20 protein-coding genes are annotated in these 20,458 nt (G+C 37.9%); 15 read left to right on the top strand and 5 right to left on the bottom strand.

Going from position 1 to position 20,458, the window contains the following annotated elements; genetic code table 11:
- Positions 1-116: 116 nt before the first annotated feature.
- Together clpS and clpA are read left to right on the top strand one after the other, a co-directional pair.
- Entirely contained in the window at positions 117-488 is a 372-nt protein-coding gene (gene clpS, locus ACFILO_RS01345; RefSeq protein WP_375612119.1) for an ATP-dependent Clp protease adapter ClpS, read from the top strand.
- 6 nt (positions 489-494) lie between these two features.
- Positions 495-2,846: an ATP-dependent Clp protease ATP-binding subunit ClpA gene (gene clpA, locus ACFILO_RS01350; RefSeq protein ID WP_375613468.1), complete on the top strand. Its 2,352-nt coding sequence runs from the start codon at positions 495-497 to the stop codon at positions 2,844-2,846.
- A gap of 7 nt (positions 2,847-2,853) precedes the next feature.
- Here the strand turns inward: clpA and ACFILO_RS01355 are convergent, their stop codons facing one another.
- Together ACFILO_RS01355 and ACFILO_RS01360 are read right to left on the bottom strand one after the other, a co-directional pair.
- Positions 2,854-3,276: an HIT family protein gene (locus ACFILO_RS01355; protein WP_375607220.1), complete on the bottom strand. Its 423-nt coding sequence runs from the start codon at positions 3,274-3,276 to the stop codon at positions 2,854-2,856.
- A 134-nt stretch (positions 3,277-3,410) separates the two neighbouring features.
- Positions 3,411-3,872: a RidA family protein gene (locus ACFILO_RS01360; protein WP_375607219.1), complete on the bottom strand. Its 462-nt coding sequence runs from the start codon at positions 3,870-3,872 to the stop codon at positions 3,411-3,413.
- Between the two features lie 145 nt (positions 3,873-4,017).
- On the opposite strand from ACFILO_RS01360, the gene ACFILO_RS01365 reads away from it, so the two are divergent.
- The 13 genes from ACFILO_RS01365 to lpxB all read left to right on the top strand — a co-directional run bounded on the left by ACFILO_RS01365 (position 4,018) and on the right by lpxB (position 18,127).
- Positions 4,018-4,854, top strand: coding sequence for a cell envelope integrity EipB family protein (locus tag ACFILO_RS01365; protein ID WP_375620783.1), 837 nt, complete (start codon positions 4,018-4,020; stop codon positions 4,852-4,854).
- Positions 4,855-5,021: 167 nt separating this feature from the next.
- Positions 5,022-5,801: a 30S ribosomal protein S2 gene (gene rpsB / locus ACFILO_RS01370; protein WP_273788135.1), complete on the top strand. Its 780-nt coding sequence runs from the start codon at positions 5,022-5,024 to the stop codon at positions 5,799-5,801.
- Positions 5,802-5,903: 102 nt separating this feature from the next.
- Positions 5,904-6,827, top strand: a complete 924-nt coding sequence (gene tsf, locus ACFILO_RS01375) for a translation elongation factor Ts (protein ID WP_375630041.1) — start codon at positions 5,904-5,906, stop codon at positions 6,825-6,827.
- 157 nt (positions 6,828-6,984) lie between these two features.
- Positions 6,985-7,704: a UMP kinase gene (pyrH, locus tag ACFILO_RS01380; RefSeq protein WP_273790666.1), complete on the top strand. Its 720-nt coding sequence runs from the start codon at positions 6,985-6,987 to the stop codon at positions 7,702-7,704.
- Between the two features lie 37 nt (positions 7,705-7,741).
- Complete coding sequence (gene frr, locus ACFILO_RS01385) at positions 7,742-8,302, top strand: ribosome recycling factor (protein WP_273790667.1); 561 nt, start codon at positions 7,742-7,744, stop codon at positions 8,300-8,302.
- Between the two features lie 752 nt (positions 8,303-9,054).
- Positions 9,055-9,870, top strand: coding sequence for a phosphatidate cytidylyltransferase (locus ACFILO_RS01390; RefSeq protein ID WP_375613469.1), 816 nt, complete (start codon positions 9,055-9,057; stop codon positions 9,868-9,870).
- Positions 9,871-9,885: 15 nt separating this feature from the next.
- Positions 9,886-11,034 carry an RIP metalloprotease gene (locus tag ACFILO_RS01395; RefSeq protein ID WP_375613470.1) on the top strand — a complete coding sequence of 383 codons (1,149 nt, stop codon included), beginning with the start codon at positions 9,886-9,888 and terminating at the stop codon, positions 11,032-11,034.
- A 202-nt stretch (positions 11,035-11,236) separates the two neighbouring features.
- Positions 11,237-13,633, top strand: a complete 2,397-nt coding sequence (gene bamA / locus ACFILO_RS01400) for an outer membrane protein assembly factor BamA (protein WP_375653107.1) — start codon at positions 11,237-11,239, stop codon at positions 13,631-13,633.
- A gap of 65 nt (positions 13,634-13,698) precedes the next feature.
- The gene (gene lpxD / locus ACFILO_RS01405; RefSeq protein WP_375612127.1) at positions 13,699-14,745 is read left to right on the top strand and encodes a UDP-3-O-(3-hydroxymyristoyl)glucosamine N-acyltransferase; all 1,047 of its coding nucleotides are present in this window, start codon (positions 13,699-13,701) and stop codon (positions 14,743-14,745) included.
- Position 14,746: 1 nt separating this feature from the next.
- Positions 14,747-15,214, top strand: coding sequence for a 3-hydroxyacyl-ACP dehydratase FabZ (gene fabZ, locus ACFILO_RS01410; protein ID WP_375632372.1), 468 nt, complete (start codon positions 14,747-14,749; stop codon positions 15,212-15,214).
- Between the two features lie 24 nt (positions 15,215-15,238).
- Positions 15,239-16,063: an acyl-ACP--UDP-N-acetylglucosamine O-acyltransferase gene (lpxA, locus tag ACFILO_RS01415; RefSeq protein WP_375609506.1), complete on the top strand. Its 825-nt coding sequence runs from the start codon at positions 15,239-15,241 to the stop codon at positions 16,061-16,063.
- Positions 16,064-16,065: 2 nt separating this feature from the next.
- Positions 16,066-16,938: an LpxI family protein gene (locus tag ACFILO_RS01420; RefSeq protein ID WP_375677726.1), complete on the top strand. Its 873-nt coding sequence runs from the start codon at positions 16,066-16,068 to the stop codon at positions 16,936-16,938.
- Positions 16,931-18,127, top strand: a complete 1,197-nt coding sequence (lpxB, locus tag ACFILO_RS01425; protein WP_375677727.1) for a lipid-A-disaccharide synthase — start codon at positions 16,931-16,933, stop codon at positions 18,125-18,127. Before ACFILO_RS01420 ends, lpxB begins: the two co-directional genes overlap by 8 nt.
- 20 nt (positions 18,128-18,147) lie before the next feature.
- Here lpxB and ACFILO_RS01430 read toward each other — a convergent pair whose 3' ends face one another.
- The 3 genes from ACFILO_RS01430 to ACFILO_RS01440 form a co-directional block, all read right to left on the bottom strand.
- Positions 18,148-18,921: an amino acid ABC transporter ATP-binding protein gene (locus tag ACFILO_RS01430; RefSeq protein WP_375653099.1), complete on the bottom strand. Its 774-nt coding sequence runs from the start codon at positions 18,919-18,921 to the stop codon at positions 18,148-18,150.
- 79 nt (positions 18,922-19,000) lie between these two features.
- Entirely contained in the window at positions 19,001-19,708 is a 708-nt protein-coding gene (locus ACFILO_RS01435) for an ABC transporter permease (protein ID WP_375612132.1), read from the bottom strand.
- Entirely contained in the window at positions 19,705-20,427 is a 723-nt protein-coding gene (locus ACFILO_RS01440; RefSeq protein WP_375612133.1) for an ABC transporter permease, read from the bottom strand. The genes ACFILO_RS01435 and ACFILO_RS01440 overlap by 4 nt, the downstream gene beginning before the upstream one ends.
- Positions 20,428-20,458: the final 31 nt, after the last annotated feature.

The following is a 20,458-nucleotide window of genomic DNA, read 5'->3' on the forward strand; positions in this document are numbered from 1 at the left end:
TGAGTGAGTGATTGAAGTCTAACCATAGAGGGAAATTTTTTTCTAATACAAACAGGTATTGCAATAGTTATGAAAGAATTTAAAATTAATAAAAATGTGCTGCATGGAAAACGATAATGGGACAGATGCTCATAATAAACTCTATAGCTCATATTATGCATAATGAAAAGGGCAAGAATTGGGATGAAGGTAGGCATGGTGCGGTTATAATGCCTAAGGCTAGAGAAAAACTCGAAAAACCTAAATTATGTCGAGTTTTTTTGCTTAATGATGATTACACACCTATGGATTTTGTTGTTTTCGTTTTGAAGAACTTTTTTAAAAAAAGTTTCGAAGAGGCAACGCGGATAATGTTAAATGTTCATCACAATGGGATAGGAGAATGTGGGACTTACACTTATGAAGTCGCTGAAATGAAAATATTACAAGTGAGGGAATGTGCGCGTCAAAATGAACATCCGTTACAATGTGTAATGGAATGGAAGTGAGGAGCTATGCCATCTTTTACACCTAGTCTTGAAGAGGTTTTGCATCGTGCATTAACAATTGCTACTCAAGCACGGCATGAATATGCAACACTAGAGCATCTTCTACTTGCGCTGTTAGATGATGCCGATGCAAATTCCGTTATTCAGGCTTGCCAAGTAGATGTGGAGGAATTGCGAGAGCGCTTAACCAATTATCTTCGCTCAGAGTTAGATGAACAGATTAGAGCTGATGAGGATACAAAGCCTACAGCTTTTTTCCAGCGTGTTATCCAACGTGCGGTGATTCATGCACAATCAGCTGGAAAAGATGAAGTATCGGGGGCAAATGTTCTTGTTGCAATTTTTTCTGAACGTGAAAGCCATGCAGCATATTTTCTTCAAGAGATGGGAATGACACGCTACGATGCTGTACGTTTTATTTCACAGGGTGTCACGCGTGATGATGGGTTATCCATGTTACTTGAAGGACTTGAAGAGCAATTAGATCAGCAGATTTCGGATAATGGTGAAAGAGGAACAAGTGCTTTAACGAATTATTGTGTTGATCTCAATTGTAAAGCACGTAATGGAAAAATTGATTTATTAATTGGCCGTGAAATAGAAATTTCACGCATGATACAGATTTTATGTCGAAGGTCAAAAAACAATCCGCTTTTGGTTGGTGATCCTGGAGTAGGGAAAACAGCTATAATTGAGGGGTTGGCAAAGCGTATTGTTGATGGGCAAGTGCCTGAAGTTTTATCAAATGCAACAATATTTTCTCTTGATATGGGGGGACTTGTTGCAGGTACACGTTATCGCGGTGATTTTGAAGAACGCTTAAAGCAAGTTATTAAAGAGTTTGAGCTGTATCCAGATGCTATTTTATTTATTGATGAAATTCATACCTTAATTGGAGCAGGAGCGACATTAGGGGGAAATATGGATGCAGCAAATCTTTTGAAACCTGTGTTATCTTCTGGAACTATGCGATGTATTGGTTCGACGACTTACAGAGAATATCGCAAATTCTTTGAACAAGATCGTGCTTTAGAGCGTCGTTTTCAGAAGATTGATATTAATGAACCTTCTGTTACAGATGCGATTAAGATTTTGCAGGGGATGAAGCCTTACTTTGAAGATTTTCATCAGATTAAATACACAGATCAGGCGATGAAGGCATCTGTAGAATTATCTTCACGTTATATAATTGACCGTAGGTTACCTGACAAAGCAATTGATATTATTGATGAAAGTGGCGCAGCGCAAAAGCTTTTGCCACAAAAACAACGCAAGAAGAGTATAGGTGTTAAAGAAATTGAAGCGACTGTTGCTACAATTGCAAGAATTCCATCAAAAACAGTTTCCCGGAATGATCAGAAGATACTGAGTAAGCTTGAAAGAGAACTCAAACATGTTGTTTATGGTCAAGATCAGGCAATTTCCGTCTTAGTTTCATCCATAAAATTGGCGCGAGCAGGTTTACGCGAACCGGATAAACCAATAGGAAGTTATTTATTTTCAGGACCAACAGGTGTAGGAAAAACTGAAGTTGCAAAACAGCTTGCATCATCTTTAGGCATTGAATTATTGCGTTTTGATATGTCAGAATATATGGAACGGCATACGGTAGCACGTTTAATCGGAGCACCTCCAGGTTATATAGGGTTTGATCAAGGAGGTCTCCTTACAGATGCCGTTGATCAGAAACCTCACGCAGTTCTATTGCTAGATGAGATTGAGAAAGCGCATCCAGAGTTATTTAATATTTTATTGCAGGTAATGGATTATGGTAGATTAACAGACCATAATGGTAAGAAAATTGATTTCCGCAATGTTATTTTGATTATGACAACCAATGCTGGTGCTTCAGATATGGCAAAATCAGCTATTGGATTTGGGAAAGTACATCGTGATGGTGAGGATATAGAAGCAATCAATCGGTTATTTACACCAGAATTTCGTAATCGGTTAGATGCAATTATTCCGTTTGCACCTTTATCTCATTTAATCATCAATCAGATAGTGCAAAAATTTATTTTTCAGCTTGAAGCACAATTAGCTGATCGGGGAATTTGTTTTGAATTAAGCCCTTCTGCAACTTTATGGCTTTCTAATAAAGGATATGATTCTCAGATGGGAGCACGCCCATTAGGGCGTGTTATACAAGAATATATTAAAAAGCCATTAGCTGATGAAATTTTATTTGGAAAGTTACGCAATGGTGGTACCGTTCGCGTATTGACACAAAAATCAAATGGTAAAAAAGAAAGCTTACAGTTAGAAATTTCATCTTCCGATATATCTGTAAGTTCAAAGAAAAGTAAAATGGAAAACTTTACAAAAAAACGTGTAGGAAAAAAAAGCACAACAACTTAAGAGTGTGTTATAAAGCTGCACGAATTTTTTTTGCATTCTCTTCAAGTATTTCTGGAGGCGTTACCATATCATTATGAGGGGTAAGCTCTATTCCCTCCATACGTGGTATAATATGAAAATGAAGGTGATAGACGGTTTGTTGACTAGCTGCTTCATTAAATTGCATGACAGTTATGCCATCTGCTTGAAAGGCTTTTTTGACAGCATTTGCAATTTTTTGAACAGCTTTAATAACAGGAAATAATGTTTCAGGATCTGCATCAAGTAAGTTTCTAGAGCCTTTTTTAGGAATGACCAGCGTATGACCTGGTGCCTGTGGCATGATATCCATAAATCCAATAACATCATCATCTTCGTAGACACGAACAGAAGGGATTTCATTGCGAATCAATTTAGCAAAAATATTGTTATTGTCATAAGCTTGTTTCATACAAATATTTCCTTTTATCGTAAGTTTAAGATTCTAATTTAAAAACGAAAAAATGCAAGGTTTATCAGAGTGTAAGACAAAGAAGTATTTTGACTTCAGTTATATTTAGGATAATGCACTGTCTTAATGAAGGTTTAGATTTCTATGATGGCTTCAACTTCTACAGGAACATCCATAGGAAGAGAGGCAACACCAATAGCAGAACGGGCGTGTTTTCCAATTTCACCAAGGATATTGACGAATAAATTAGAAGCTCCATTGGCAACAAAAGGAATATCGGTAAAATGAGAATCTACAGCCACAAAAACAGTAATTTTGACCACACGTTTTATTTTATTTAAGTCACCCAGAGTTGCCTTGAGTTGCGCGAGAATATTGAGAGCGCAAGCTTCAGATGCTTTTTGGGCTTGTTCGGTATTCACAGTTGCACCAACTTTACCGATGGCTATTGGTTTTCCATTAATAAGAGGGAGTTGTCCAGAAATAAAGAGTTGATTGCCACTTTGTGAAGTGGTGATGTAATTGGCAAGGGGGGAGATTACTTCAGGAAGAGTGATTCCGAATTTTTCTAAGTTTTTTTCAATCATATTGGTCATAATTTTAACTCCATAGCTGCTCTATAATATATTCATTGCATAATCTATTTTTTGATTTAAGAAAATGTGTGGTTAATTGAGAAATTAACCTTTTTTGCCTTATTGTATGATGTTATGCAACGGGGATAAAGTTCGGAAGTTGGGAATGATTAGATCATTATTTATAATAATTTTATATATTGTTTTTTTATGTACTGCGAGAGCTGAAGAGCCCATTTTTATTGTGCCTCATCGAGCAATTTATGATTTTCATCTCGATAGTGTTTCTCATGAAATGACAATTTCTGCGATGTCAGGACGAATGGTTTACGAGCTTACTGGTTCGGCATGCCAAGGCTATAGCACACGTTTTCGTTTCATTAGCCGTGTTCACATTGAAGATATGCCAGTACGTTTGACGGATCAACAGACGACGAGTTATGAAACAGGAGACAGCCGTACATTTCGTTTTAATATTACAGATCAAGAGGGAGAAGAGGTTGTGCATCGTGCCGAGGGGGTTGCGGAGCGTACGCAAGATGGTATCACAGTTACCTTAAAAAAGCCAAAGGAAAAAGAGTATAAGCTTGCAATGGCTGAATTTCCAATGATGCAACTAAAAAATATTATCCGCCATGCAAAAGCAGGAGATCATTTTTACAATGTTACTGTATTTGATGGGACAAATAAAGCAGATAAAGTTATAAAAGAAAGTATCGTCATAGGGGAAAAGAAGACGCTTTTATCTGATAGCGAAACGGAAAAAGTAAGAAAATTGGATGAAGAAGAATATTGGCCTGTTACAATTTCTTATTTTGATGATGGAGAAAATAAAGATGGTTTGCCGGTTTATCGTAGCAGTTTTCTCTTACATGAGAATGGTGTCATGCGTGATCTTCATATAGATTATGGAACTTTTTCAGTGCGTGCAAAATTGAACAGTCTCGAATTCTTGGAACTTGGAAAAGATCTTAATCAATGTGAAAATGCAAATATTAAATGATTAAAGAAAATAACTTGAAAAAGAATCAAATATTAGTATGTTTGCGCTATTCCACACGCGGAGTCTGGGTGTTTGCAAATGATCTGTGAGAAACTTCTAGCAAGCATCCGCCGGTAGCAGGTCTTCCTGCTTTTTCCGCGGAGGTTGAACCGGAAAGGATAAGATTTATGGCACTACCCGATTTTACTATGCACCAGCTTTTAGAAGCCGGTGTGCATTTTGGTCACCAGACTCATCGCTGGAATCCCAAAATGACTCCCTATATTTATGGTCAGCGTAATAATATCCATATTATTGACCTTGCTCAGACCGTTCCACTTTTACACCAAGCACTTAAACTTGTTTCAGATACTGTAGCGCGTGGTGGTCGTATTCTCTTTGTTGGTACGAAACGACAAGCATCTGACATTATCGCAGATGCGGCGAATCGTTCTGCCCAGTATTACGTTAATGCACGTTGGCTTGGCGGCATGCTCACAAACTGGAAAACGATTTCCAATTCGATCCATCGTTTGCGGAAGCTTGACAAAATTCTTGCTGCTGAAGCGCAAGGCTTTACTAAAAAGGAACGTTTAAATCTTGAACGTGATCGTGAAAAGCTTAATCGTGCGCTTGGTGGTATTAAAGATATGGGTTCTGTTCCAGATCTTATCTTTGTTATCGATACGAATAAAGAAAATATTGCACTCCAAGAAGCAAAGCGTTTAGGTATTCCAGTGATTGCTATTATTGATACCAATTGTGATCCCGATGACGTAACACATCCAATACCAGGTAATGACGATGCTTCACGTGCAATTTCTCTTTATTGCGATCTTTTTGCCCGTGCTGCTCTTGATGGTATTGCACGCCAGCAAGGAGCAATGGGTATCGATTTAGGAGCTCAAGTTGATGCACCTGTGGAGCCTATTTTGGAAGAAAATGCAGTTTCAGAAGTTTCTGAATAATATAAAATGCCTAATTAAGGTACTTTTATTGTCTAAAGAAGAAGTTATAGGCGTGCAGAGGGATTTTGCACGCTTTCACTGTTATAAAATAAAGAGGCAAATATGAGCATTACTGCTGCACAAGTAAAAGAACTTCGAGAACTATCTGGCGCTGGTATGATGGACTGTAAAGCCGCCCTAGCAGAGACCAATGGTGATATGGAAGCTGCTGTTGATTGGCTTCGTAAAAAAGGAATAGCTAAAGCAGATAAAAAGGCTGGTCGTACAGCAGCTGAGGGATTAATCGGAGTCGTATCAAAAGATTCACATGCAGTTTTGGTTGAGATTAATTCTGAAACAGATTTTGTTGCGCGCAATGATGGATTCCAAGACATCGTGCGTAAAGTAGCAACTGCTGCCTTAGATACGCCAGGGGATGTTGAATCTGTTTCTGTTTCTCTTTATCCAGGTTCTGAGAAGACTGTAGAGCTTACGATTAAAGATGCAATTGGTACAATTGGCGAAAATATGACATTTCGTCGTTCCGCTAAATTGTCTGTTGAGAATGGTGTTGTTGCGACTTATATACACAATAGTGTGGCTGATGGGCTTGGAAAACTTGGTGTTTTGGTTGCGATTGAAACAACAGGAAATAAGGAAGCTGCTCTTGCTTTTGGTCGGCAGGTCGCGATGCATATTGCGGCAACCAATCCATTAGCACTTACAGCACAAGATGTTGATGCTGCTGCTGTTGAGCGAGAAAAAGCAATTTTTTCAGATCAAGCGCGTCAGTCTGGAAAACCTGAAAATATCATTGAAAAAATGGTAGAAGGACGTATGCGTAAGTTTTTTGAAGAGGTTGTTTTGCTTTCTCAAGCTTTTGTTATGAATCCTGATATAACTGTTGAGGCCGCTCTAAAGGATGCTGAGAAATCAATTGGTGCTCCAGCAAAAATTACAGGCTTTATTCGTTTTGCATTAGGTGAAGGTGTGGAAAAAGAGGAGTCTGATTTTGCTGCAGAGGTTGCTGCTGCTGTAAAAGGCTAGTTATTGCAAACTCTTGATCAGAGATTTAAAGTCATATCATTGGTTGTAGAATCTCTGAGGGGAACAATGTAATTGTTGAGAGGGCGTCACGTGAAAAAAGTGGTGCCCTTCGTGATGTCAAAAGCAAAAAGTAAATGGGCTTTTGGGGAGATTATTAATGGCATTAGCACTTCCGTATAAACGTATTCTTTTAAAGGCTTCTGGTGAAGCTCTTATGGGAGGGCAGAATTTTGGCATTGATGTTTCTGTTGTAGACCGTATTGCCGCTGATATTGCAGAAGTGCGCACAATGGGGATAGAAGTTGCGGTTGTTATCGGTGGGGGAAATATTTTTCGTGGCGTTGCTGTTGCTTCGCATGGTGGGGACCGAGTGACAGGTGATCATATGGGAATGCTTGCAACTGCTATTAACTCTTTAGCATTGCGAACATCTTTGACAAAATTAGGGGTTGAAACTGTTGTACTCTCTGCGATTGCTATGCCACAAATTTGTGAAAGTTTCTCGCAACGTAAAGCAATAGCTTATATGAATCAGGGAAAAGTTGTTATTTTTGCAGGTGGTACAGGAAATCCATTTTTTACCACTGATTCTGCTGCTACTTTACGTGCAGCAGAAATTGGTGCGGATGTCCTTCTTAAAGGAACACAAGTTGATGGTATTTATTCAGCAGATCCAAAAATAGACCCTACGGCGAAGCGTTTTGACCAATTAACACATGTTGAAGTTTTGCAATGGGGATTATCTGTTATGGATTCAACGGCGGTCACTTTAGCACGTGAGAACAATGTACCGATTATTGTGTATTCCATTCATGAAAAAGGCGGTTTGGCTAAGGTCTTGAATGGAACAGGACGCTTTACAATAGTATCGGAATAAGGGTAAGCTTCAAAGGACAATTGAAGGAGACAGAAATATGAATGTTACATCAATTATGGATGATCTGAAACGTCGCATGGATGGTGCCATTACGGCTTTTAAACATGAATTAGGTGGTTTGCGGACCGGACGTGCATCGGCCAGTTTATTAGAACCGTTGACCGTTGAATCTTATGGTTCTGTTGTGCATATAAATCAGGTTGCTAATATTTCTGTTCCCGAACCTCGGATGCTTTCTGTTTCTGTATGGGATAAAACGATGGTCGGAGCTGTAGAGCGCGCTATTCGCGATTCTGGTCTTGGTTTAAATCCCATAACTGATGGTACGAATCTACGTATTCCTTTGCCTGAATTGAATGAAGAGCGCCGTAAAGAACTTGTAAAAATTGCGCATCACTATGCAGAGCAAGCGCGTGTTGCTACACGTCATGTTCGTCGGGATGGTCTGGACAATTTGAAAAAGTTAGAAAAAGATGGTGAAATTGGACAAGATGAAGCCCATAGTTTGTCTGAAAAAGTTCAAAAACTCACGGATGAAACTATTGCTGATATTGATAAAATTTTAGCCGTAAAAGAATCTGAAATTATGCACGTTTAAGACGATTTTGTCACTAGAAAAAGGATATTTACTCCCAGCCTGTAAATTGTTTCTAGGGATAATTGTAGGGAGTGGTGTGCTCTGTGGTAGCAAGGTGTGATGCAGGAAGGTGTTCTATCATTTTGATATGGGAGAGACTGATTTGATATGGGAGAGACTGATTTGAAAGGGCAGATGTTTTTATTTTTTAGTCTGCGTGATAAATCATGCCCTTTGCTGGGAGACACTATTTAACAGCATGGTGCGGGTTTTTAGTTGAGCACGTCTTTGTTAAAATGCATAATGAAAGCATTATTAGAAATTATTCAAATATTCTAAGATGAAGGTTGTGGAAAGAATATAATGCAAAAAAACAAGTCTAACCTTTCTCTTATTTCTCATTATAAAACATGTGAGTATAATTGATCAAGCAGATGTTATGTGGCGTAATTCATTTTTTAATGACGAATAGTTGATAGAAAAGTGTTTTTATACGAAACCTATATTAGTTAATTTGTATGGGGCAGAGGTAACTGCTTTTTCATTTTATATTTGAGAAAATATTAAAAAAATATTTTATAATTTTGACGGAGATTTTTGAAGCTGTTTTCATTGATTATTAGTTTCATAAGCGCTATCTTAGTAGACTGAATTATTTATGATAAATTATAAGAGAAATTATACAGGTATGAGATAAAAATACTGCGTAGGGGAATTTTTCTTGCGTTAATTTTAGAGCTTGTATTTTCTATTTTTATTGTTTGGATGTTGTTTTGTCTAATTTGGTTTATCGTATTCTGACAGCTTTTGTTTTTGGCATTATTGCGTTGTATCTAACATGGTTGGGAGGAAACTTCTTTTTTTTATTTGTATGGTGTATTGGCGGTTTTGTTCTTTATGAGTGGATGAGTATTACTAAAGAGAAATGGTGTATTTTACAAAAAATATTAGCAAGTATCTTTTATTTAATCTTTGGCTTTTTTTTAGTATTGAGTGTATCTGCTTCATTGATTTTTTGTGTTTTAATCGTTTTAGCTACAGTGTTAGCTATTATATCTATAAAAAAGAGTGGTTGGGTTTTTTGTGGTTTTTTATATGCATCTTTTCCTGTTGTTGCTTTATGCTTTCTACGGGATCATGAAATGTTGGGGTTCCAAGTTGTTATTTTCTTATTTACGATAGTGTGGGGAACAGATATTGGTGGTTATTTTATCGGACGTGCATTAGGGGGCCCTAAATTAGCACCACAATTTTCTCCTAATAAAACATGGTCAGGAGCACTTGGTGGTACATTTGTCGGAGTTTTCGGTGGTATATGGGTTGCTTTTGGATTTTTTGATATAAATTTAGCCAGTTTTTTTGTGCCACTCCTTACACTTGTTTTGTCAATTGTTTCACAATTGAGTGATTTAGGGCAATCATGGCTCAAAAGACGGTTTTCTGTTAAAGATTCTAGTTCTTTATTGCCTGGACATGGTGGTTTTATGGATCGTATAGATGGATTGGTAGGGGCAGCTTTTCTTCTTTATTTAATTGGTTCATTTATGTCTGATATGGATGCGCCTTTTAATCTTTTTAGTATGATCTAATTGGGAGAAGATAGTTTGGAACTTTTAAATCATATCGTCACTATGGGTGATTTTCTTTTAAGAAGTTTGAGTATTCTTTTCATCATTATGATTATCATTTTTGTGCACGAATTTGGGCACTATCTCATTGGTCGGTGGTGTGGTATTAAGGCGTTAATTTTTTCGCTTGGATTTGGACCAGAAATAGCGAGTTATACAGATAAGCATGGCACGAAGTGGCGTTTAGCACTTATCCCCTTAGGAGGTTATGTAAAATTTGTTGGGGATGAGGAAAAAATCGATACGGAATCATCCCAATCATCTCTGATTGTTGATGGTTCATTTGCTAGTGCGCATGCTTGGAAAAAAGCAGCAACTGTTTTTGCCGGTCCTTTCTTCAATGCCCTTTTTACTGTTGTTATTCTAACATTTTTTTTCTTTATCTATGGTCGTGTAGCCATTGAGCCCGTTGTTGGTTCTTTGGTAAAAGATAGCCCTGCTCTTCAATCCGGTTTGGAATTAGGTGATCGTTTTGTTGAAATGGATGGACGACGGGTTGAAAGCTTTGAAGATTTGATGAATTATGTAGCTTTTCACGGAAGAGAACCCATAGAGTTTAAAATAGAACGCATGGGGCGAGTCTTTACAACGATGATTACCCCGAAAGTCGTTGAGCGAGATGATGGATTTGGTAATCGAACACGAAGTGCTATGATAGGTGTAGGTGTTCCTGTTGATTTAAATAATCCTGCACGTTTAGATCCAACTTATATAAAACATATTCGCTATGGTTTTGTAACAGCTGTAAGAAAAGCGTCAGACCGTACTGTGTTTATCGCCACTCAAACCGTTCTTTTTATGAGTCGTTTAATAGGAGGCAAAGAGGATCGTTGTCGGCTAAGTGGACCTTCTAAAACCGTTAAAATTGCTTGGAAAGTGAGCGAGACAGGTTTTATCTCTTTGTTGAATTTGGCAGCTTTTCTTTCAATAAGTGTTGGGCTTATTAACCTTTTTCCGATTCTACCGCTTGACGGTGGGCATCTTTTATTGCATGTCATTGAGGTCATTACTGGGAGGAAAATATCTGCTAAAATTCAGGGAATCGTTTTTCGTTTAGGTTTTTCCATTCTTCTCCTTTTTATGATCTTTGTCTTTTTTAATGATTATTTTTGTTGGTTTAGCTAATTAAATTATGGAAAACGCTTTATAAATTAAGTAATAATAGCAAAAACAAATTGAAGGTTGTTTACCATGTCTACAAAATGTTGTGGCGTTGTACATTATAATGAGTAATTAAGGAATGAAAAGTCTCGCTGTAAAAAGGTTGTTATGGCAGTTAGCTTTTAAGGCATCATGTCCAAGGAACGAGAGTAAGGTAAAAAAGCCAATGACTACGAATTCAAAGTTTTTAAATGCAGCATCTGTATTGGTGTTAAAGATGGGGATGATTGCCCCAGCAACGGTTTTTATGTCAATTGCTGCGGTCGGAGAAATACAAGCGTCTGTAGTCCGCTCTATTGAGGTTCGTGGGAATAAGTTTGTAAGTTCTCAGGCGATTCGAGACAATATGGGGATTAAGGTTGGGCAAGGTGTTTCCAGTGGTGATGTTGATAGTGCTGTGAAGAACCTTTTCGAATTGGGTTTATTTTATGATGTTAAAATAAATCCGGTGGGTGATAAATTGGTTGTATTCGTAAAAGAATATGAGGTTGTCAATCAAATATTGTTTCAAGGAAATAAATCTTTTAAAGACCCAGATCTTAAGCGGTTTATTTCTTTAAAACCGAATGAGCCTTTTAATTCTGCTAAGCTTTCTGCTGATATAAATACAATTCGTGAGGCTTATAAAACTCTTGGTCGTAATAATATCACTGTTAACGTTCAAACGATTAACCTTGGAAAAGGGCGGGTTAATGTGGTATTTAATGTCGTTGAAGGGAAAAAAACAAAGATTGGTGATATCACTTTTAAGGGAAATAATGTCTTTGGAAGTCGCCGTTTGCGTGATGTGATTTCAACAAAAACTTCGGGAATTTTTTCGAAGTTATTGGGAGGTGATGTTTACAGTGAAGAGCGCCTCGCTGTTGATGAAGAAGCTTTACGTCGCTTTTATTATAACCGTGGTTATGCAGATTTTCGTGTAGTCTCTTCTAAAGCAACTTTTGATGCAGCAAGCAATACGTATAAAATTTCTTTCGTTCTTGATGAGGGTGCGCTCTATAAAATTAGCGATATTCAGGTTGAAAGTGATGTTGATGGAATTGACGTTCAATCTGTGAAAAGGATACTTAAAACCCAGCCAGGTAATGTTTATAGTGCAGAAGATATTGAACAGTCTGTTGCAACTATTAATAACAAAGTTGCTGATTCGGGATATGCTTTTGCTAAAGTTGAACCGCGGGGAAATCGTAATTTAGCAAATCATACAATTTCAATTTTATATAATATTGAACAGGGAACACGTGCTTATATTCAACGTATTGATATACGTGGCAATGAGAAAACGCGTGATTACGTCATTCGCCGTGAGATTGATTTAAACGAAGGAGATGCTTACAATCAAACTTTATTACAGCGGGCAAAACGTCGTCTAGAAAGTTTAGGTTTCTTCAAAGCCGTTAATATTTCAATGGTTCCTACAGATCAATCTGACCAAGTTGTTTTGGTAATAGATGTCGTTGAAGCTTCAACAGGAGATCTCTCTCTTTCTGGAGGGTATACAACAGGGGGAACAAGTCCTGGTATGTCACTTGAAGTTTCTGTTACTGAACGTAATCTTGGGGGACGTGGTCAATATGTTCGTTTAGGATTAGGTGCGGGGCAAGAAAAATCTCGTAATTATAATTTATCATTTGTTGATCCTTATTTCTTAGGGTATCGTTTATCTGCTGGTGTTGATGTTTTTCGTAGTACTTATCGTGCTGATAAAGCCTATGATGTACGGCAGACAGGTGGATCGCTGCGGTTTTCGTTACCTATTAATAATCAATTATCTGCTAATGTAGCTTATTCTTATGTGCAGGAAGAATATGATTTTGGCGGAGAGTATGATTTTGACAAAGAGAGTGACATAATAGAATTATATGGGAAATATTCTGGTGCGATTGTTCAAGCTGCAAAACACAGCCCTTGGAAACGTTCATCAATTAGTTATGGTTTCACCTATAATACGATTGATGATATGAGATCCCCCCATGATGGGTGGTACGTGCATCTGCTTCAGGAATATGCAGGGCTTGGTGGGAGTGCAAAGTTCTTGAAGACCACGGGTAAGGCGATGATGTACAAGACTCTTTCTGACCAGAAGGATATTGTTGGTTTGCTTTCCTTTGGGGGTGGTTATATCCACGGAATGGGCCGAGATGGTGTTCGTATTTTCGATATGTTTAAAGTAAATTCTGATATGATTCGAGGGTTCAAATATAATGGAATAGGTCCGCGTCAGGTTTCTAGTAAGGGTGAGGTTTATTTCTTGGGGGGAACGACATATATGAATGCGACTGCTGAAGTACAGTTCCCTATCCCTGTCGTTCCTGAAGGATTTGGGTTGCGCGGTGCTTTATTTGCAGATATTGCCACGCTTTATGGCAATAATTATAAAGCCGTTTTTAAGGGTGAACCATCTGTTACCAATACCAAAAGTGCTTGGCGTTCATCTGCAGGTGTGAGTTTGATGTGGGATTCTCCGTTTGGTCCTTTGCGTTTTGATTATGCTTGGCCAATAACGAAGCAGGAAGGTGATCGTTTGCAACAATTGAACTTTGGTATTTCTACGAAGTTCTGATTTGAGCGATTTTAAGAAGGAAAAACTTGAAGAGAATAGCTTAAGCTGGGAGAGAAAGTGTTTTGATGGCGGATACATTTTTTTTTACGCCGTCCCGACGATTGACAGTTGCAAATGCTGCTGAGTTGACGGGTGCAAAGCTTCTTAATCCAGAGTTTTCTCATAAAGTTATCAATACTCTTTCTTCACTTGAGAGTGCTGTGGAAGGTTCGCTTGTTTTTGTAGAGCATCGGAAGTTTTCTGATGCTTTACTGGACAGTTCTGCTGTTGCTGTTTTGTGTACGAATGAGATTGTTTTTAAAGTTCCCGAAACTATGGCAATTTTGGTGACATCCACACCACAGCGTGACTTTGCTCAGATTGGTCGTATTTTGTTTCCAGATTCTGTCAAGCCAATGCCTTGGTTGGGGCAGAAGGGGATTTCATCGCATGCGCATATTCATCCAACGGCTAAGTTGGCACATGATGTGTGTATTGAAGCGGGAGCTGTTATTGGTAAAAATGTTGAGATTGGTGCAGGAACTCTTATTTCATCCACAGCTGTTATCGGTGAAAATTGCCGTATTGGATGTGACTGCTATATTGCTCCTAAGGTAACAGTTCAGTGTTCTATAATAGGTGATAAGGTTCAGCTTTACCCTGGTGTTTGCATTGGGCAAGATGGTTTTGGTTATGTTGGGGGCGTTTCTGGAATCGAAAAAATTCCACAGCTTGGTCGCGTTATTATTGAGGATGGTGTAGAAGTTGGTGCGAACACGACAATTGATCGTGGAACATTTCAAGATACTGTTATTGGTGAAGGAAGCAAGATTGATAATCTTGTACAAATTGCCCACAATGTAAAAATTGGCCGCTATTGTCTTATTGCCGCTCAATGTGGCATTGCGGGAAGTACATCTATAGGGGATATGTCTCAGCTTGGCGGAAGTGTGGGAGTAGCTGATCACATCATAATAGGTAAATCTGTTCAGATTGCTGCTCGTAGTGGTGTTATGAATGACATTCCGGATGGCGAAAAATGGGGAGGTAGTCCAGCGCGACCATTTAAACAATGGTTTCGTGAAGTAGCGGCATTGCGCAGTATGGGAAAAGTTAAAAAGGAGAAACGCTGATATGATCAGCAGTGAAAAAACTAAAAACTTAGAGGCTGTCGATATTGAAAAACTATTATCAATATTACCGCACCGTTATCCATTTTTATTAATTGATCGTATCGTTGATATTGATGGTGAACAAGAAGCGATTGGTATTAAAAATATAACGATTAACGAGCCACATTTTATGGGACATTTTCCCTCAAAGCCTGTTATGCCTGGAGTTTTGATTTTAGAAGCTATGGCACAAACGGCAGGAGCAATAGCACTTTTAAATTTAGGCAATAAGCAAACAAATTTAGTTTACCTTATGACGGTTGATAATGCGAAATTTCGTAAGCCTGTTATGCCTGGTGATCAGCTCAAGATTTATGTTCAGCTTTTGAAAAAAAGATCTGGTATGAGACGTTTTTCATGTGTTGCAAAAGTAGAAGATGTCCGCGTCGCTGAAGCAGAAATTGCTGCGATGATTGTCGAAGAAGAATAAACGATATTTGATGGGAATTTAAAAATGTCCGGTACGAAAATCCATCCAACTGCTCTTGTGGAGAAGGGAGCGCAGCTTGGTGAGAATGTACGCGTTGGACCATTTTGCCATATTAGTTCAGAGGCTGTTATTGGTGATGAATGTAGTTTGACAAGTCATGTTGTAATAATGGGAAAGACAACGTTAGGAGCCAAGAGTAAAGTATTTTCTCATGCCGTTTTGGGGGCAGATCCGCAAAATAATAAACATAAAGGAGGGGCTACAACTCTTTTTATTGGTAAGAATTGTACGATTCGTGAAGGTGTAACAATGCATAGGGGTTCCGATTCGAGTGTAGGAATGACAGTTGTTGGTGATAATTGCCAATTTTTTTGTTATGCGCATATCGCTCACGATTGTTATGTAGGCAATCATGTAACATTTGCCAATAACGCAATGATTGCTGGTCATGTTACTATTGGTGATTATGTGATTATTGGTGGTGGTGCTGCTGTTCATCAATTTGTTCGTGTTGGACATCATGCATTTATCGGCGGCGTATCTGCACTGGTTGGTGATCTGATACCTTATGGAACAGCTGTTGGTGTGCAGGCAAAACTTGCTGGACTCAATATTATTGGCATGAAGCGTGCAGGACTTGAGCGTCAAGATATTCATGCACTCCGTCATGCGGTTGCTATGCTTTTTGATCATAGCAAACCATTTAAAGAGCGTGTCAGTGATGTTGCTTCTTTCTATTCTTCTTCTCAGTCTGTTTCTGAAGTTGTTAATTTTATTAAAGAAGAAGGAAAGCGTTTTTATTGCACACCAAAATTTGAAGGTGTTAGAATAAAAGAACATAAGGATTAAAAATGCCTATTTGGGGAGCCAGAAGTTTTCTTTCCGGCCGTACTGCTATTATAGCAGGAAATGGTGTTCTACCGATTACTGTTGCGCAGACTCTTGAGAAGAATGGAGAAAATCCTTTTCTTGTGCTTTTGCATGGTGAGGCAGATTCTGTTCTTTATCGCTATGAGCATTGCGAGCTATCAATTGTAGAGCTAGCACGACTCGTTAAAATTTTAAAAGAGGCTGGTGTATATAATGTTGTTTTGGCAGGTGGTGTGAAAAAGCGTCCACTTCTTAAACAATTGCGACTGGACTGGACAACATTTTTAGCTCTTCCTAAGTTAATCGGAGCTTTGAAGAGGGGAGATGATGCGTTATTAAAAGCTTTTATACGGGTTATTGAAGCACACGGTTTTTGTGTTATTGGTGCTCACGAAATAGTCCCAGATCTTTTAGCTCCCATAGAATTTAATTTAACAGTACGGCGCGCTACTCCAAAAGAGAAAAAAGATATTTTTTTAGCAGTAGAAGCAGCAAAGCTTTTAGGTCAATTAGATATCGGGCAAGCCGTTGTCGTTGTCCAAGGAAGGGTGGTTGCTCTAGAGGGCGCTGAGGGAACTGATAATATGTTGTGGCGTATTTGTGAAATGCGAGAAAGAGGGCAAATTCCCCTTAAAGGTGGCATTCTTGTAAAATGCGCAAAACCACAACAGGATAATCGCGTTGATTTGCCATCAATTGGGCCCACGACAATAATGAATATTGCAAAGAGTGGTTTATCTGGTGTTGCGGTGGAGGCAAATAGAAGTCTAATATTATCAGTGAAAACAACAATAGAAAAAGCCAACAAATATTCTTTATTTATAGAGACATTTGAAAAGTTTGGTCATGAATAATTGTTTCTTAAAGATTGCAGTGGTTTCAGGTGAGGAATCTGGTGATTTACTTGGGGCCGATTTAATTTCTTGTTTATCACAACAGATAGGATGCAATATTCATTTGATTGGTGTTGGGGGGAGCCATTTAAAGGCATTAGGCTTAAAAAGCTTTTTTGATTCCCATGATATTGCTTTAATAGGTTTAAAGGAGGTGTTGAAAAAACTACCATTGTTGTTGCTACATATTCGCAATTTATCCAAATTTATTGCACAAGAACAACCTGATTGTTTAATTATTATTGATAGTCCTGATTTCACGCATCGTATTGCAAAAAAGGTACGTGCTTTAGCGCCTTCTATTCCTATCATTAAATATATTGCACCAACCGTTTGGGCATGGAGGCCAGAGCGTGCAAAAGCTATGTGTGGATTTGTTGATCATGTTTTAGCGGTTTTTCCTTTTGAAGAAAAGATTATGCAAGATTTGGGAGGCCCTGCCACGACTTATGTTGGACATCGTCTTTTGACATATCCTCCCCTTTTGAGCGTTCAGTCAGAAAAAAAAAGCCAATTAGAACAAAGAAATTTGATCGATACACAAACATTATCGCCTGCATTAGTTATTTTGCCAGGATCACGCAATTCAGAAATTCGTTCCTTAATGCCTATTTTTCGAGAAACAGTAGAGATTCTTGTACAACGTATTCCTCATTTACGTATTATTTTACCAACCTTACCTCATTTGGTAGATAGAATCCGGGACTTTGTGCAGGGCTGGAAAAGCAAGATAGAAATTGTAGTTGGTGAAGATGAAAAATGGCGTGCTTTTGCACAAGCAGATGTTGCTCTTGCTGCACATGGAACTGTTTCACTTGAATTAGCCTTAGCAAAAGTTCCTATGGTTCTTTGCTATAAACTTGATTTCTTTTCTAAATTATTTATTTTTCCTAAAATGATGTTATGGAGTGCTGCTCTTCCAAATATTATTGCTGATAAGCCTATTGTTTCGGAATATTTGAATGAATTAATCCGTCCTGGCATGTTAGCAAGACAGGTAGAGCAACTTTTGGCTAATCCTTTATTGCGACAGGCTCAACTTGATTCCTTTGAGATGGTAGAACAGAAAATGAAAACTGAAGTACCATCGGGGGTTGTTGGTGCACAAACAATTATTACTCTTTTAAAAAATAGGAATAAAATTGTATAAATAAAGCAATATGTTAATGATTAATATTTAATTTTAGCAAGAAAATCACAAGCACGTTGACTTTTAGGATTGGTAAAAAATTGTTCAGATTCTGTATCTTCAACAATTTTTCCATTTTCTAGAAAGAGTATTCTTTCTGAGACTTTACGTGCGAAGCCCATTTCATGGGTAACACAAAGCATTGTAATTCCTGTATCTGCCAATCGAGCCATCACGTCCAAAACTTCTCCCACACTTTCTGGATCAAGAGCAGAGGTTGGTTCATCAAAAAGCATGACTTCAGGTTCCATACAAAGTGCACGGGCAATCGCAACACGTTGTTGTTGCCCACCAGAAAGTTGTAAAGGATATTTTTCACAGTGTTTTTCAATACCAACATGCGTTAAGTAACGAATTGCCCGTTCTTGTGCTTGTTGTTTGGACAGCCCTTGAACTGTCATAGGTGCTAAAATACAATTTTGTATAACGCTCATGTGGGGAAATAAATTAAAATTCTGAAAGACCATTCCTATCTTACGAAGAACATTTTTTTGCTGTTGTACAGGGGCAGTATGGATATCAACGTTATGGATACAGATTGAACCTTTTTGTGCTTGTTCTAATTGATTAATACAACGAATTAATGTTGATTTTCCTGATCCGGAAGGTCCACAAATAACGATATGTTCACCAGCTTGAACATTAAAGTTGATATCATGTAGGACCTGAAAGTTTCCATACCATTTATTTAGATTTTGGATAGAGATCACAGGGTTTTTACTGGGAGAGATCGATTTATTATTTTTCAAATTCATCTTATTTTATTCTTTCATTGATGAAGAACTTGATTAATTCAACATTTTGATTTGATACTGTTTTTTATGATCATTTTATTTACCGTAAATATCGAGTGAGGCGCTGCTCGATAAAAACAATAAAACGATGAATGAGTTCAACGATAAAGAGATAGATAAGAGCAGCCCAAACGTAAACTTGAAAATCGAAAGTCCGTGAATAAGCGAGTTTAGCAACCCCCATTAAATCATAAACAGTAATAAGTGAGGCAACAGCACTGGATTTAATCATTAAAATCAACTCATTTCCTAAGGGGCGTAATGCTACAATCATTGCTTGTGGAAGAATAACTCTAAAAAATGTGACAGAGTTGCTTAAACCTAAAGCTTTTGATGCTTCGCGTTGTCCAGTTGTTACGGATAGAAAACTTCCTTTAAAGATCTCAGATTGATAGGCAGCAGAATTGAGTGTAAAAATAAAAAGACAACAATACCACGCGTTTTGAAAAAACCACCATAGCCCCACTTGTTGCCAAAAACTGTTCATTGAACCAAGCCCATAATAAAAAAGAAAGAGTTGAGCTAATAAAGGAGAGCCACGGAAAAAATAGACATAAGCATTTGCAAAATATTGTAAAAATGTATTCTCTGATAGACGTGCAAAAGCGATAATCATACCAAGAAAAAGGCCTAGAGAACAAGAAATAGAAACAAGTTCAACAGTAACAATAAAGCCATTAATAAATTTGGGTCCATAATGACTTAAAAGATCAGGATTAAAAAGAAAATAAAGCCACTCAGGAATCATTGACTTAGCACCTTTTTATAGCCTATTTGAGTGTATGTTTCCAAATGGCGTAAGATTGCAGTAAAAACCGCTGAAAATAACAAATAGAGTAAGCATGCTACAAAATAAAATAGCATGGGTTTATTGGTAGCAGCGACAGCTAGATTCGTTTGTCGCATGAGGTCAACAAGCGCGATGGTAGAAACAAGGGATGTATCTTTCAGTAAAGTAAGCCAATTATTAGAAAGTCCTGGCAAGGCATTTCGGATGAGCTGAGGGAAGACAATACGAAAAAATGTGGTTGACCGTGAAAGTCCTAAAGCTTTAGCTGCTTCATATTGACCTTTATCAAAAATATTAAATGCTCCAAGCCAAACTTCACAAGAAAAAGCTGCAAGAACCATACTAAGGGCAAGAACACCAGCAACAAAAGCATTGATACTGAACATGATTTCAAAACTAAAATAGTCAAATAAATTTTGAATAAGGCTTTGTAATCCGTAGTAAACTAAAAACAAAGTTAAAAGCTCTGGTAGCCCACGAAATATCGTTGAAAAGAGGCGTGCCATAGCTTTGGCCATCTTAATATTGGATCGAATCATCACTGCATTGAGAAGTCCTAGAGGAAATCCTAGAAGTCCACAACATAATGCCAATGACAAAGTCATTCCTGCACTGGAAAGTATAACTGCTCCCCATCCACCATTGCTAAATGATAGCAATGCTAAATTTTCAATCATTCTTGTATTCCTCATGAAAGAGTTAGATAAT

The sequence above is a fragment of the Bartonella sp. AP72JLCBS genome (assembly GCF_042195705.1).
Lineage (GTDB): Bacteria > Pseudomonadota > Alphaproteobacteria > Rhizobiales > Rhizobiaceae > Bartonella.